The sequence below is a fragment of the Kitasatospora sp. NPDC029312 genome, from assembly GCF_055569215.1.
On sequence record NZ_JBVHXY010000010.1, the window covers coordinates 109,072 to 122,343 of the forward strand.

12 protein-coding genes are annotated in these 13,272 nt (G+C 70.1%); 6 read left to right on the top strand and 6 right to left on the bottom strand.

Features of this window, described 5'->3' with window-relative positions; translation table 11 throughout:
• Nucleotides 1-70: 70 nt before the first annotated feature.
• Both ACZ4WV_RS11350 and ACZ4WV_RS11355 read right to left on the bottom strand, forming a co-directional pair.
• Nucleotides 71-1,153: an inositol-3-phosphate synthase gene (locus ACZ4WV_RS11350; protein ID WP_465745178.1), complete on the bottom strand. Its 1,083-nt coding sequence runs from the start codon at nucleotides 1,151-1,153 to the stop codon at nucleotides 71-73.
• 127 nt (nucleotides 1,154-1,280) lie between these two features.
• The gene (locus tag ACZ4WV_RS11355) at nucleotides 1,281-1,979 is read right to left on the bottom strand and encodes a PadR family transcriptional regulator (RefSeq protein WP_465745180.1); all 699 of its coding nucleotides are present in this window, start codon (nucleotides 1,977-1,979) and stop codon (nucleotides 1,281-1,283) included.
• 514 nt (nucleotides 1,980-2,493) lie between these two features.
• On the opposite strand from ACZ4WV_RS11355, the gene ACZ4WV_RS11360 reads away from it, so the two are divergent.
• Both ACZ4WV_RS11360 and ACZ4WV_RS11365 read left to right on the top strand, forming a co-directional pair.
• A complete protein-coding gene (locus ACZ4WV_RS11360) occupies nucleotides 2,494-4,947 on the top strand; it encodes a transglycosylase domain-containing protein (protein WP_465745182.1) in 2,454 nt (817 codons plus the stop codon).
• Nucleotides 4,948-5,185: 238 nt separating this feature from the next.
• On the top strand, nucleotides 5,186-6,763 hold the full coding sequence (locus ACZ4WV_RS11365) for a glycosyltransferase family 87 protein (RefSeq protein ID WP_465745184.1): 1,578 nt from the start codon (nucleotides 5,186-5,188) through the stop codon (nucleotides 6,761-6,763).
• A gap of 54 nt (nucleotides 6,764-6,817) precedes the next feature.
• Here the strand turns inward: ACZ4WV_RS11365 and ACZ4WV_RS11370 are convergent, their stop codons facing one another.
• The 3 genes from ACZ4WV_RS11370 to ACZ4WV_RS11380 all read right to left on the bottom strand — a co-directional run bounded on the left by ACZ4WV_RS11370 (nucleotide 6,818) and on the right by ACZ4WV_RS11380 (nucleotide 9,472).
• Nucleotides 6,818-7,852, bottom strand: a complete 1,035-nt coding sequence (locus ACZ4WV_RS11370) for an alanine racemase (protein ID WP_465745186.1) — start codon at nucleotides 7,850-7,852, stop codon at nucleotides 6,818-6,820.
• A 13-nt stretch (nucleotides 7,853-7,865) separates the two neighbouring features.
• Nucleotides 7,866-8,984 (bottom strand): lipid II:glycine glycyltransferase FemX, encoded by a 1,119-nt coding sequence (locus ACZ4WV_RS11375; protein WP_465745188.1) that lies wholly within the window; start codon nucleotides 8,982-8,984, stop codon nucleotides 7,866-7,868.
• Nucleotides 8,985-9,172: 188 nt separating this feature from the next.
• Nucleotides 9,173-9,472, bottom strand: coding sequence for a hypothetical protein (locus ACZ4WV_RS11380; protein ID WP_465745190.1), 300 nt, complete (start codon nucleotides 9,470-9,472; stop codon nucleotides 9,173-9,175).
• A 316-nt stretch (nucleotides 9,473-9,788) separates the two neighbouring features.
• Between ACZ4WV_RS11380 and rpsF the strand changes: the two genes are divergently transcribed.
• The 4 genes from rpsF (at nucleotide 9,789) to rplI (ending at nucleotide 11,558) form a co-directional block, all read left to right on the top strand.
• Nucleotides 9,789-10,079, top strand: coding sequence for a 30S ribosomal protein S6 (gene rpsF, locus ACZ4WV_RS11385; RefSeq protein WP_030233085.1), 291 nt, complete (start codon nucleotides 9,789-9,791; stop codon nucleotides 10,077-10,079).
• 96 nt (nucleotides 10,080-10,175) lie between these two features.
• Nucleotides 10,176-10,778, top strand: coding sequence for a single-stranded DNA-binding protein (locus ACZ4WV_RS11390; protein WP_465745192.1), 603 nt, complete (start codon nucleotides 10,176-10,178; stop codon nucleotides 10,776-10,778).
• Between the two features lie 79 nt (nucleotides 10,779-10,857).
• A complete protein-coding gene (rpsR, locus tag ACZ4WV_RS11395; RefSeq protein WP_030059640.1) occupies nucleotides 10,858-11,094 on the top strand; it encodes a 30S ribosomal protein S18 in 237 nt (78 codons plus the stop codon).
• A 17-nt stretch (nucleotides 11,095-11,111) separates the two neighbouring features.
• Nucleotides 11,112-11,558, top strand: coding sequence for a 50S ribosomal protein L9 (rplI, locus tag ACZ4WV_RS11400; RefSeq protein ID WP_465745194.1), 447 nt, complete (start codon nucleotides 11,112-11,114; stop codon nucleotides 11,556-11,558).
• 74 nt (nucleotides 11,559-11,632) lie between these two features.
• On the opposite strand, the gene ACZ4WV_RS11405 is transcribed toward rplI, so the two are convergent.
• Nucleotides 11,633-12,967 carry an MATE family efflux transporter gene (locus ACZ4WV_RS11405; protein WP_465745196.1) on the bottom strand — a complete coding sequence of 445 codons (1,335 nt, stop codon included), beginning with the start codon at nucleotides 12,965-12,967 and terminating at the stop codon, nucleotides 11,633-11,635.
• Nucleotides 12,968-13,272: the final 305 nt, after the last annotated feature.

Here is a 13,272-nt window from a genome sequence, read left to right on the forward strand (position 1 = left end):
TGGGCCCTTCCCGGGAGCTATGAGCGGTCAGCTCGCCTGCTCAGCGCTCACCTGCTCGGCACGTGCCTGCTCAGCGCTCGACCTCGCCGCGGATGAACTTCTCGACGTTCTCCTTGGCCTCGTCGTCGAAGTACTGGACCGGCGGGGACTTCATGAAGTACGAGGAGGCCGACAGGATCGGGCCGCCGATGCCGCGGTCCTTGGCGATCTTCGCGGCGCGGACGGCGTCGATGATGACGCCGGCGGAGTTCGGGGAGTCCCAGACCTCGAGCTTGTACTCCAGGTTCAGCGGGACGTCGCCGAAGGCGCGACCCTCCAGGCGGACGTAGGCCCACTTGCGGTCGTCCAGCCAGGCCACGTAGTCCGAGGGGCCGATGTGGACGTTCTTGGCGCCCAGCTCGCGGTCGCGGATCTGCGAGGTGACGGCCTGGGTCTTGGAGATCTTCTTGGACTCCAGGCGCTCGCGCTCGAGCATGTTCTTGAAGTCCATGTTGCCGCCGACGTTCAGCTGCATGGTGCGCTCGAGGACGACACCGCGGTCCTCGAACAGCTTGGCCATCACGCGGTGCGTGATGGTGGCGCCGACCTGGGACTTGATGTCGTCACCGACGATCGGCACGCCGGCCTCGGTGAACTTGTCCGCCCACTCCTTGGTGCCCGCGATGAACACCGGCAGGGCGTTCACGAAGGCGACCTTGGCGTCGATGGCGCACTGGGCGTAGAACTTGGCCGCGGCCTCGGAACCGACGGGCAGGTAGCAGACCAGGACGTCGACCTGCTTGTCCTTGAGGACCCGGACGACGTCGACCGGGGCCTCGTCCGACTCCTCGATGGTCTCCCGGTAGTACTTGCCGAGGCCGTCGAGGGTGTGGCCGCGCTGAACGGTCACACCGGTCGGCGGCACGTCGCAGATCTTGATGGTGTTGTTCTCGCTGCTGCCGATGGCGTCGGCCAGGTCGAAGCCGACCTTCTTGGCGTCCACGTCGAACGCGGCGACGAACTCCACGTCACGGACGTGGTAGTCACCGAACTGGACGTGCATCAGCCCGGGGACCTTGCCGGCCGGGTCGGCGTCCTTGTAGTACTCGACACCCTGCACCAGCGAGGCGGCGCAGTTGCCCACGCCGACGATGGCTACGCGAACCGAACCCATTTCCGGTTGCTCCCTGTGATCTCATGAGGACCGCCGGAACCGGCGGTACTCGTCCTGCATGTTCGATGACTGCTTGTTCGGGCGCGAGGCGCCCACTCCTGCCGCGCGGCACAGGGCTGTCGCGGTGTCAGCGCTCCTGGGGGGAGCGCCCCGGGCGGTCGTACGGTGGCCCGGACGGGTCCGGGGACCCGGTCTCCTGGCCACGGCCGTCCGAAGTCTTCTGGGGTCCGGCGACGGCGCCGCCGGTGGCGGGGCCGGTCCGGCCGGTGCGGTTGGCCCGCTCGGTCTCGATCAGCTCGTTGAGCCACCGGACCTCGCGTTCCACCGACTCGAGTCCGTGCCGCTGGAGTTCGACGGTGTAGTCGTCGAAGCGTTCGCGGGCGCGGGCCAGCGAGTTGCGCATCCGCTCCAGGCGCTCCTCCAGCCGGCTCCGGCGACCCTCCAGGACGCGCATCCGGACCGCTCGGTCGGTCTGGCCGAAGAAGGCGAAGTGAACGCCGAAGCGCTCGTCCTCCCATGCGTCGGGGCCGGAGTCGGCGAGCAGCTCCTCGAAGCGCTGCTTGCCCTCGGGGGAGAGCCGGTAGACGATCTTCGACCGCTTGCCGTTGAGCGCGGTGGCCGGGACGTACTCGACGTCCGGGTTGTCCTCGACCAGGAAACCCTGGGCGACCAGGCTCTTCAGGCACGGGTAGAGCGTTCCGTAGGAGAGCGCCCGCAGCGCTCCGAGCAGGATGTTGAGCCGCTTGCGCAACTCGTAGCCGTGCATCGGGGCGTCATGGAGCAGGCCGAGAACGGCGAACTCCAGCACTCCTGAGCGCCTGCCCACTGCCGTCGTCCTCCTCCCGCTCGACCCTCTTCGGGCCGCTGCATCCCGCGGTATGCCGCTTCGATGTATCGGCTCGATATATCGAGAACAGTAAACCCGACCCCCCGAACCGGCAAGAGGGGCACGCGTGAATGTGATCACAAGCCGACGCGCGGGTGGGCTTGGCAACGGGCGTGTAATGATCTGTCGCCGTTTTGCGGTTATTAGCGTCTGATGCCCGATTAGTTGCGATTCCGTGCTGCGTACGCTGTCGCGTGTGCACGAGGACCAACCTCCGGGGTTAGGGCGGTCCGGGCATCGGACGTGAACCCTGCCTTCAGGCTGGAAAGGCCTGGCGAGGAGTGGCTGGAACATGAGCGAGCGACGGCGAAGGACGCCCAACCCGGGCGGTGACGGGCAGCAGCCCCCGGGGGGCGGTGGCCGTCGGGGGGGACCCGGTCCCGATGAGCTGAGCTCGGACGGAATCGGCCGCCGGCGCCCGCCGGGCGTCCGGGAGACCGCTCAGCAGCCCCGGATGACCCGTGCCGAGCTGCGCAAGGCCGCGCAGAAGAAGGGCAAGGGGGGTGGCCGGCGGGGCTCCGCCGCCGCTTCCGCCGCGGCGGCCGCCGACCCGGGCAAGAAGCGCTTCATCGACTACCCCCGGTGGGGCAAGACCGGCGTCCGGCGCTGGCTGCCGTCCTGGAAGCAGTGGCTGAGCGCCTTCCTGCTGTTCTTCGCCACCGGCGTGGGCATCGTGTTCTACCTGTACCAGACCACCCAGGTCCCGGAACTCAAGGACCTGGTGAAGGAACAGAACACGATCTACTACTGGGCCGACAACACGGAGATGACCCGCAAGGGCGACACCAACCGCCAGATCGTCGAGCTCAACGACATCAGCCCCTATCTCCAGAACGCCGTCATCTCGGCCGAGAACGAGACCTTCCGCACCGACAGCGGCATCGACCCCAAGGGCATGCTGCGCGCCGTCTACAACATGGCGAAGGGCGGCGAGACCCAGGGCGCCTCGACCATCACCCAGCAGTACGTCAAGAACGCCTACCTCAGCCAGGAGCAGACCCTCAGCCGCAAGCTGAAGGAGTTCTTCATCACGCTGAAGCTCAATCAGCAGACGAGCAAGGAGGACATCCTCAAGGGCTACCTGAACACCAGCTGGTTCGGCCGCAACGCCAACGGCGCCCAGGCCGCCGCCCAGGCGTACTACGGGGTCAACGCCAAGGATCTGAACCTCTGCCAGAGCGCCATGCTGGCCGGACTGCTGAAGGGCGCCAACTTCTACGACCCCTCCAAGCCGGCCAACCACGACCGCGCCGTGGAGCGCTGGAAGTGGATCCTGGACCGGATGGTGGCGACCAAGAACGTCAGCGCGGAGGAGCGGGCCAAGTGCACCACGTTCCCCGAGCCGATCGCGGTGAAGCCCAGCTCCAACATGAACGGTGAGATCAGCTACCTGGTCGACACCGCCAACCAGTACGTGATGGCCACCGACAAGTCGATCACCCAGCAGATGATCGACAAGGGCGGCCTGAAGGTCTATACCACCTTCGAGAAGGACAAGGTCGACGCCCTCAAGAAGGCCGTCGACGACGTCAAGGCGGAGAACCTCAACCCGCAGAAGCGCCCGGACAACGACACCTTCATCCAGTTCGGCTCGGCCAGCATCCGCCCCGGTGACGGCGCGATCGTCGCCCTCTACGGGGGTGACGGCGTGGAGAACGGCCACTTCGACAACAACGCCAACGCCACCGGCGTCCAGGTCGGTTCGACCTTCAAGCCGTTCGTGCTGGCCACCGCGATGCAGGTGGGCGTGCAGACCGCGAAGGGCGACGACGGCAAGCCGAAGCGGATCAACGCCGACAGCCGCTACCTCTCCGACGACCTCTCCGAGATCCGCAAACCGGACGGGTCGCTGGTGATCGGCGACGACGGCAAGCCCTACCGGCAGAAGAACGAGGACTCCGGCAAGCGCGGCTACGTCTCGCTCCGGCAGGCCATGCAGTACTCGTACAACGTGCCCTTCGTCCAGCTGAACCAGGACGTCGGCGGTCAGAACGTCGCCGACATCGCGGTGCAGTTGGGCATCAAGCGGGAGAGCCTGGCCGACCCGAAGACCCCGACCTTCCCGCTCGGCACCTCCACCATCAGCCCGATCCGGATGGCCACCGCCTACGGCACCTTCGCGGCCAGCGGCAAGGAGGCCGAGCCCTACTCGGTCACCAAGGTCGAGGTGGACGGCAAGGAGCGGCCGGGCTTCGGCAAGAAGGACACCAAGGTCGCGCTGGAACCCGCCGTCGCCGACAACGTCACCGACGTGCTGGTGAACGTGGCCAAGAACGGTACGGGTACCAAGACCAACTCACTGGGCCGCCCGGTGGCCGGCAAGACCGGTACCACCGACCAGAATAAGTCGGCCTGGTGGGTCGGCTACACCCCGCAGCTGGTGACCAGCGTCGCGATGTGGCGGGAGGACCCCACCAAGCATGACCGGCTGTCGCTCAACGGCACCGGCGGCAAGGAGTCCATCCACGGTGGTGACATCCCGACCGACGTCTTCACCCGGTACATGAAGGCCGCGCTGGCCAACGAGAAGAAGGTGGACTTCCCGAGCCCGCAGCCGGTCGGCACCGAGGTGGACTCCTCCGGCGCGCCGTCCACGGCCACGGCCACGGCGACCCAGGCGCCGACCGAGTCGCCGTCGGCCCCGGCGCCGACCCAGACCCAGCCGGCCCAGCCGCAGCCGAACCAGCCCCAGCCGCCGCAGCCCACCCAGGGCGGGGGTTGCGTGTCGGGCGTGGACTGCCAGCCGACCCAGGCGCCGCCTCACCCGGGCAGGCCGACCGCGACGGACACCTGTCTCCTGTTCTGCACGCCGACACCGACCGGCAGCTCGGGCGGCGGCAGCGGCAAACCGACCGGCGGTGGCAAACCGACCGCGACCGGCACCGGTGGGGCCCCAGCGGGCGGGTAGCAGCCCGGCCCTGCCGACGGCACTCCGCCGCAACGGCGTCCAGCCCGGCAGCACGACAGCACGACAGCACGGAAGAACGACAGCTCGACAGCACGGCGGTGGCGGTCCTCCCACGGAGGGCCGCCACCGCCGTTTCGTCACGTTTCGCCGTCCACGCCCCCTCCGCACCACCCGTACCCCCGGGGTCACCGCGGGGTCCTCCTCGTCCCGGCGCACCCGGTGCGGCAGGATGTCCGGCATGACGTCGAGCGATCGTGACGAAACCGCGGGCCCGCACGGGTCCGGCGCCGCCGCAGGGCCCACCCCGGCAGCCGTCGCCACGCCCGCGCCGCCGGCCAACACCGTGGTCGTCCCGGCCGACGAGGACCGGGTGGCGGCGGCCGGCAGTGAGGTGTTCGGCGGCCCGCCGGGCCGCCGGGCGTTGCTCGGCGTCTCCTGGTGGGTGCCCGCGCGCTTCCTGGCGCTCGTGGTGATCGTGGTCTCCGTGCTCGGCATGGTGCACGACCTGCCCTGCTACCAGCAGGCCTGGTTCCAGCCCGGCTCGCCCCAGTACATCCACGCCTGCTACAGCGACATCCCGCACCTGTTCTCCGGGCGTGGCTTCGCGGCGGGGCTGCACCCGTACGTGGACCGCATCCCGGGCAGCTCGGGTGACCTCCAGTACCTCGAGTACCCGGTGCTGACCGGCCTGTTCATGCAGGTCGCGGCCTGGCTGACGCCGGGCGGCGGCACCCAGCAGGACCAGGAGCAGTGGTTCTGGGCGATCAACGCCGGGCTGCTGATGGCCTGCGCGGTGGTCGCCGTGGTGGCGCTGTCGCGCACCCATCGCCGCCGGCCCTGGGACGCCCTGCTGTTCGGGCTCTCGCCCGTCCTGCTGCTCAACGGCACGGTCAACTGGGACCTGCTCGCGGTCGCCCTGGCGGCCGTGGGGATGGCCTGGTGGTCGGGCTCCCGGCCGGGCTGGGCCGGTGTGTTCATCGGTCTGGCCACCGCGGCCAAGCTCTACCCGCTCCTGCTGATCGGCCCGCTGCTGGTGCTCTGCTGGCGGGCCGGGAAGTGGCGCGAGTTCCGGGTGGCGCTGGGCGGTGCGGTGGGCGCCTGGCTGGTGGTCAACCTGCCGATCATGGCGGCCAACTGGCAGGGCTGGTCGACCTTCTACGTCTTCAGCGAGCACCGCGGCGAGGACTACGGCTCGTTCTGGCTGATCCTGATGCAGAACCGCGGCGTGGGGCTGGCCGACCTCGACCTGTACATCGGGGTGCTGATGGTGCTGGGCTGCGCGGCCATAGCGTGGCTGGGCCTCTCAGCGCCCCGTCGGCCGCGCTTCGCGCAGCTCGCCTTCCTGGTGGTCGCGCTGTTCGTCCTGGTCAACAAGGTGTACTCGCCGCAGTACGCGCTCTGGCTGCTGCCGCTCGCGGCACTGGCCCGGCCGCGCTGGCGGGACATCCTGGTCTGGCAGGCCTGCGAGGTGCTGTACACCCTGGGCATCTGGTCCCACCTGGGCTTCGTGACCGGGCCCAAGCAGCACGGGATCGGCGAGTCCTGGTACCACTTCGCGATCGTGCTGCACCTGCTCGGCACGCTCTACCTGGTCGGGCTGGTGGTCCGCGACGTCCTCCACGCGGACCGCGACCCGGTCCGCTGGGACGGCAGCGACGACCCCTCCGGCGGCGTGCTCGACGGCGCCCCGGACGTGAGCGTGCTGGGCACCGCCCGGCGGCTGCGCGAGGAGGCGAGCTACGCCGCCTACGCGCCGGCCGGCCCCGAGCAGTGGCTCGAGGAGCCCGGACGGTCGGAGCCGGCCGAGCGGCCGTGAGGCTGCCTGTTCAGCGAGGCCGTGAGCCGTGCCGAGCACCCCGGACGGGGAGGCTCAGCGGTCCACCACGCGGTCGAAGTGCGTGGTGGTGTGCCGGACCTGGAGGCCCAGCTCGTCGCCGATCACGGGGGGCTTGGTCTCGCCGTCCAGGAACAGCAGCGAGACCTGCATGTGCGGCGGCTCGGCGAACCAGAGCTGCTTGCCGGCCCAGTGGAACGGCGACTTGGTCTTGTTGACGGTCGCCAGACCAGCCCGGGCGATGCCCTTGGCGCGCGCGCCCATGCTCGCCACGTACTTGGGAGCCTCCAGGCCGATGCCGTGCGCGGTGCCTCCGGCGACCACCAGGAGGTGTCCGTCGGACGGCGCCGGGTGCTGGCGGTAGCCGTAGCGGTCCCCCTTCTTCACCGGGGTGACGTCCAGCACCGTGGCCCGGACCTCCAGCGCGGCGTGGTCGCCCAGCCAGAGCCGGGTGCCGATCCGGGCCCGGAACACGGTGCCCGGGTACCGCTGGGCCAGCTGGTCCATGCCGGCCGCGCCGAGGTGGCTGACGAAGACGGTGTGCACCGGGATGCCGGCCGCCCGGGCGGTGTCCACCCAGTACGCGACCTCCTCGACCGGGCTGGAACCGTCCGGCCGGTCCATCGGCAGGTGCAGCGCCAGGCCCTCGAAGGAGACGCCGTCCAGCTCGGCGGCCACCGTTCGCAGGTCGTCCGCGCTCACGCCGTGCCGGCGCATGGTGGTCATGCACTCCAGGACCACCCGGGCGCCGTGCAGCGCGCGCAGCGCGTCCAGGCCGGCCACCGTCCGGATCACCCGGGCGTGCGGCAGCGGGAGCGCCTCCTCGCCGACCCGGTACGGGGTGAGCACCAGCAGCTCGCCGCCGTACCACTCGGCGGCGTCGGCCGCCTCGTACGCGGTGCCGACGGCCAGCACACCCGTGCCGAGCAGTGTCGCCTCCTCGGCCAGCCGGTGGTTGCCCAGGCCGTAGCCGTTCCCCTTGGCGACGGGCACCAGGCCGGGGAACTCGGACAGGACGGACCGCTGGTGGTTCCGCCAGCGTTCGGTGTCGAGGTAGAGCGACAGCGTCATCGGGTCAGCCTCCTCAGCGGCGGGACATGTAGAGGTCGAGGGCCTTGTGCAGCAGCTTGTTCAGCGGGAAGTCCCACTCGCCGAGGTACTCGGCCGCCTGGCCGCCGGTGCCGACCTTGAACTGGATCAGACCGAACAGGTGGTCGTTCTCGTCGAGGGTGTCGCTGATGCCGCGCAGGTCGTACACGCCGCCGCCGAGGGCGTAGGCGTCCCGCATCATCCGCCACTGGATCGCGTTGGAGGGCTTGACCTCGCGCTTGTGGTTGGCCGAGGCGCCGTAGGAGTACCAGACGTGCTCGCCGACCACCAGCATCGTGGTCGAGGCCAGCGGCTCGCCCTCGTGGTAGGCGATGTAGAGCCGCATCCGGTTCGGGTCCTCGGAGTTGAGGGCGTTCCACATGCGCTGGAAGTAGGCCAGCGGGCGCGGGGTGAACTTGTCGCGCTCGGCGGTCACCAGGTAGAGCTGGTGGAAGATCGGCAGCTCGTCGTAGCCGCCCTGGACCACCTCGACGCCGCTCTTCTCGGCCTTCTTGATGTTGCGGCGCCAGAGCTGGTTGAAGCCCTTCTGGATGTCGTCCAGCGAGCGGTTGGCCAGCGGCACCTGGTACACGTAGCGCGGCTGGACGTCGCCGAAGCCCGCGCCGCCGTCCTCGCCCTGGAGCCAGCCGGCCTTGCGCAGCCGGTCGGCCACCTCGAAGGCGCGCGGCTCGTACCAGTCGGCCTCGATGTCGCGCAGGCGCTTGGCCTGCTTGGCGGCGATGGCCTCCTTGATGGTGGGGGCGTTCCAGCGGCGGATGACCACCGGCGGCCCCATCTTCACGGAGAACGCGCCCTGCGACTTCAGGTGGGCCAGCATCGGGGAGAGCCAGCGGTCGAGGTCGCGGTCGAACCAGTCGATGACCGGGCCCTCGGGCAGGTAGGCGAGGTAGCGCTTGACCTTGGGCAGCTGGCGGTAGAGCACCAGGCCGGCGCCGACCAGCTGGTTGTGCTCGTCGAACCAGCCGATCGACTCGGAGCGCCACTCGGCCTTCACGTCGCCCCAGGCCGGCACCTGCATGTGGCTGGCCGAGGCGCGGCTCCTGATGAAGGCGAGGTGCTCCTCGCGGGTGATCGTCCTCAGGCGCAGGCTCATTGCTCGGTGCTCCTCGTCGGTCGGGCTGCGGTGGCCCCAGGTTCTCGGGCTGACCTTATCGTCCGGGATCCGCCGGCCCGCCGCTGCGGGCACGACGGCGCCCCCGTCGCGTACCTGTCTTCTCTGCAGATACGCCACGGGGGCGCCGAGGGTTCCTGGGCCGGGCCCCGGCGGGGTCTCGCCGGGCCTCAGCCCACCAGACCGCCGCGGGCGATGCCGAGGTAGAAGCCGATCGCCGAAGCGCCGAGCGTGATCATCAGGACGAAGCGCTCGGCGGTGGTCACCGAGACGAACATCCCCCAGAGCCCCGTGATGATCCCGGCCAGGCCGGTCCACGAGGTCAGCACGTGCAGGTTGTGGAAGAACGACGTGGTGAAGGCGATCACTCCCAGGACGGCGGTGAGCGCCACCAGGGTGTTCTCGCGGGGGTGCGGGTGGCCGTCGGTGTTCAGCGTGAGCGCGGGCATGCGATGGACGGACTGGGCCATGTGTCCCACCTCCTGGCGTGGAGACGAACGGGCAGGAATCCCGGTCCGTCCAGATTGCGGCGGTTGGGTCGCTCTCACAACCCCTATGCGTTTTGTTCGGCCGTCCGGGTGCAGGTAGGCTGTGCCGTCTGCACTGGTGTAGTTGTGCCCCCTTGCGCCCTCTTCCGGGTGTCACCCGCTTCGGGTGCGGGGGTCGACTGTCGGACCCGGCCGCTACGGTGAGCCGGTGTCGTCACTGCTCCGGTGCCGACGCTACGCACAACCCTCCTGCCACGGAGAGACCGTGGCCGCTGAGTCCAAAGGAGGTGGGTTACTCATGCGTCACTACGAGGTGATGGTCATCCTCGACCCCTCGGTCGAGGAGCGCGCTGTCTCCCCCCTGATCGAGAACTTCCTCACCGTCGTCCGCAACGGCGGCGGCAAGGTCGAGAAGGTCGACACCTGGGGTCGTCGCCGTCTGGCTTACGAGATCAACAAGCAGTCCGAGGGCATCTACTCGGTCATCGACCTGAAGGCCACGCCTGAGGTCGTCAAGGAGCTGGACCGCCAGATGGGCCTGAGCGAGTCGGTTCTGCGGACCAAGGTCCTGCGCCCGGACACCCACTGAGCCACCTCTGAGGCCTTCGGGTCTCGGGTAGCTCGCGTCCGCTGTTTCACGTGAAACAGCGGTGAACGGACATCTTCCCGAGAGGTCATCACCACCATGGCAGGCGAGACCGTCATCACCCTCGTCGGCAATCTCGTCGACGACCCCGAGCTGCGCTTCACCCCGTCGGGTGCGGCGGTCGCGAAGTTCCGTATCGCGTCCACCCCCCGCACCTTCGACCGCCAGACGAACGAGTGGAAGGACGGCGAGAGCCTCTTCCTCACGTGCAACGTCTGGCGTCAGCCGGCGGAGAACGTGGCCGAGTCGCTGCAGCGCGGCATGCGCGTCATCGTGCAGGGCCGACTGCGCCAGCGGTCTTACGAGACCAAGGAAGGCGAGAAGCGGACGGTCTTCGAGGTCGAGGTCGACGAGGTCGGCCCGAGCCTGCGGTCGGCGACCGCGAAGGTCACCCGGGCCAACCGGTCCGGCGCCCCCGGTGGCGGCTTCGGCGGCCAGCAGGGTGGCGGCGGCCAGGGCGGTTGGAACGGCGGTGGCGGCCAGCAGGGCGGCAGCGGCTGGGGTGGAAACCCCGGTGGCGGCCAGTCCGGTCCCTCCGACGACCCGTGGGCGTCCAGCGCCCCGTCCGGCGGCCAGCAGGGCGGCAGCGGCTGGGGTGCCCCGTCCGGTGGCGGCGGCTACTCGGAAGAGCCCCCGTTCTAAGAGCTGACAGATTTCGTGCGGCCCGGCGGCCGGCGTCCCCGGACGCCCGCCGGGCCGTGAACCCCAAATGGAGCACACCATGGCGAAGCCGCCTGCTCGCAAGCCGAAGAAGAAGGTTTGCGTCTTCTGCAAGGACAAGGTCAACTACGTTGACTACAAGGACACGAACCTGCTGCGGAAGTACATCTCCGACCGCGGAAAGATCCGTGCCCGCCGGGTCACCGGCAACTGCACCCAGCACCAGCGTGACGTCGCCACGGCCGTGAAGAACAGCCGTGAGATGGCGCTGCTGCCCTACACCAGCACCGCGCGCTAAGAGAGGGTGACCGAGTAATGAAGATCATCCTCACGCACGAGGTGCCGGGTCTCGGTTCCGCCGGCGAGGTCGTCGAGGTCAAGGACGGCTACGCCCGCAACTACCTGGTCCCGCGTGGCTACGCCATCCGCTGGACCAAGGGCGGCCAGAAGGACGTCGACGCCATCCGTCGCGCCCGCAAGATCCACGCGATCCAGACCCTCGAGGCCGCCAACGAGGTCAAGGGTCGGCTCGAGGGCGTCCAGGTCAAGCTGGCCGTCCGCTCGGGTGACGCCGGCCGTCTGTTCGGCTCGGTGACCCAGGCTGACGTCGTCGAGGCCATCAAGGCCGCCGGCGGCCCGGTCGTGGACAAGCGCGCCGTCGCGATCGCCTCGCCGATCAAGACCGTGGGCTCCCACAAGGTCTCGGTCAAGCTGCACTCCGACGTCGTGGCCAACCTCGACGTCGCCGTCGTGGCTGCCTGAGTCCCGTAGCAGTGGCCTGAGGGCCGGACTCCCCGCGGGGAGTCCGGCCCTCGGTCGTTCCCGGGGCCGGCCCCCTACGGCCGGACGGCCCCGGTGACCAGCCAGCGGCCGCCGCGGGTACGGGCCGCCAGGAAGCCGGCGCGCACCAGCATGAACAGGTTCATCGCCCACCAGAGCCCGGCCAGCCCGGTGCCGGTGGCCGGCACCGCGATCGCCGCCGGGACGAAGACCGCCAGGGTGGCGAGCGCCGCCCGGGCCAGGTAGGGGCCGTCCCCGGCGCCCATCAGCACGCCGTCCAGCACGAAGACCAGGCCGGCCACCGGCTGGCTGAGCGCGAGCAGCAGCAGGGCGGTGTCCAGCTGCCCCTGCACCGCCGGGTCGGGCGTGAAGAGCGGGACGTACAGCGGCCGGGCGAGCACCACCAGCAGGCCGAGCAGCACCCCCGAGCCGATGCCCCACTCGACCATCCGCCGGGTGGCCGCCTTGGCGCCCGGGACGTCCGAGGCGCCCAGGTAGCGGCCGATGACGGCCTGCCCGGCGATCGCGATGGCGTCCAGCGCGAAGGCCAGGAAGCTGAACAGCGTCATGGTGATCTGGTGCGCGGCCACCTGGTCGTCACCGAGCCGGGCGGCCACCGCGGTCGCGATCATCAGCACCGCGCGCAGGCTGACCGTCCGGACCAGCAGCGGGCCGCCCGCCCTGGCGCCGGCCCGGATGCCCGCCGCGTCCGGCCGCAACGAGGCCCGCTCGCGGCGGGCGCCGCGGACCACCACCACCAGGTAGACGGCGGCCATCCCGGTCTGGGCCAGGACGGTCCCCCAGGCCGAGCCGGCCACCCCGAGGCCGGCGCCGTACACCAGCCCGGCGTTCAGGCCGATGTTGGCGGTGAAGCCCGCGACGGCCACCAGCAGCGGGGTGCGGGTGTCCTGGAGGCCGCGCAGCACGCCGGTGGCGGCCATCACCAGCAGCATCGCCGGGATGCCCAGCGAGCTGATCCGCAGGTACGTGACGGCGTACGGTGCGGCGGTCGGCGAGGCGCCCAGCAGGTCGGCCGCCCAGGGGGCCAGCAGCAGGGTGAGCAGCACCACCGGAACGGCCAGTCCGAGGGCGAGCCAGAGGCCGTCGACGCCCTGCTGGACGGCGCCCCGGCGGTCGCCGGCGCCGATCCGGCGGGCCACCGCGGCGGTGGTGGCGTAGGCCAGGAAGACGAAGACCCCGGTCGCGGTGGAGAGGGCGGCCGAGGCCACGCCGACCCCGGCGAGCTGGGAGGTGCCGAGGTGGCCGACGATCGCCGAGTCGGCCATCAGGAACAGCGGCTCGGCGACCAGCGCGCCGAAAGCGGGCACGGCCAGGGCGAGGATCTCGCGGTCGTGCCGGCGTCCGGTCGGCTGGGTGGGGGCGGCGGTCATGGGCTCCAGGGTACTCATCCACAGGTAATGAGTGCTAGGGACCTTCGATCGTTACTCGAAAGCGTGAGCGAGGAGCTTTGCGCGCCGGGCGACCGCAGCCCTTCCGCGACGTGTGAAGAATTTCTCATGCACAGCCCTGGAAAGAGGTAATCGCAGGTCATCAGGTTGACGGTGGAGCGATAGTCCGGTTATCCACAGACCCTTCCACAGGGGTGTCCACAGCTTTGCGGCAGTTCTCCACAGCCCTGGGCCAGTCGTCCACACCCCCTGTGGATAACCGCCTTGGCGCAAGGGCACCCGGCGCC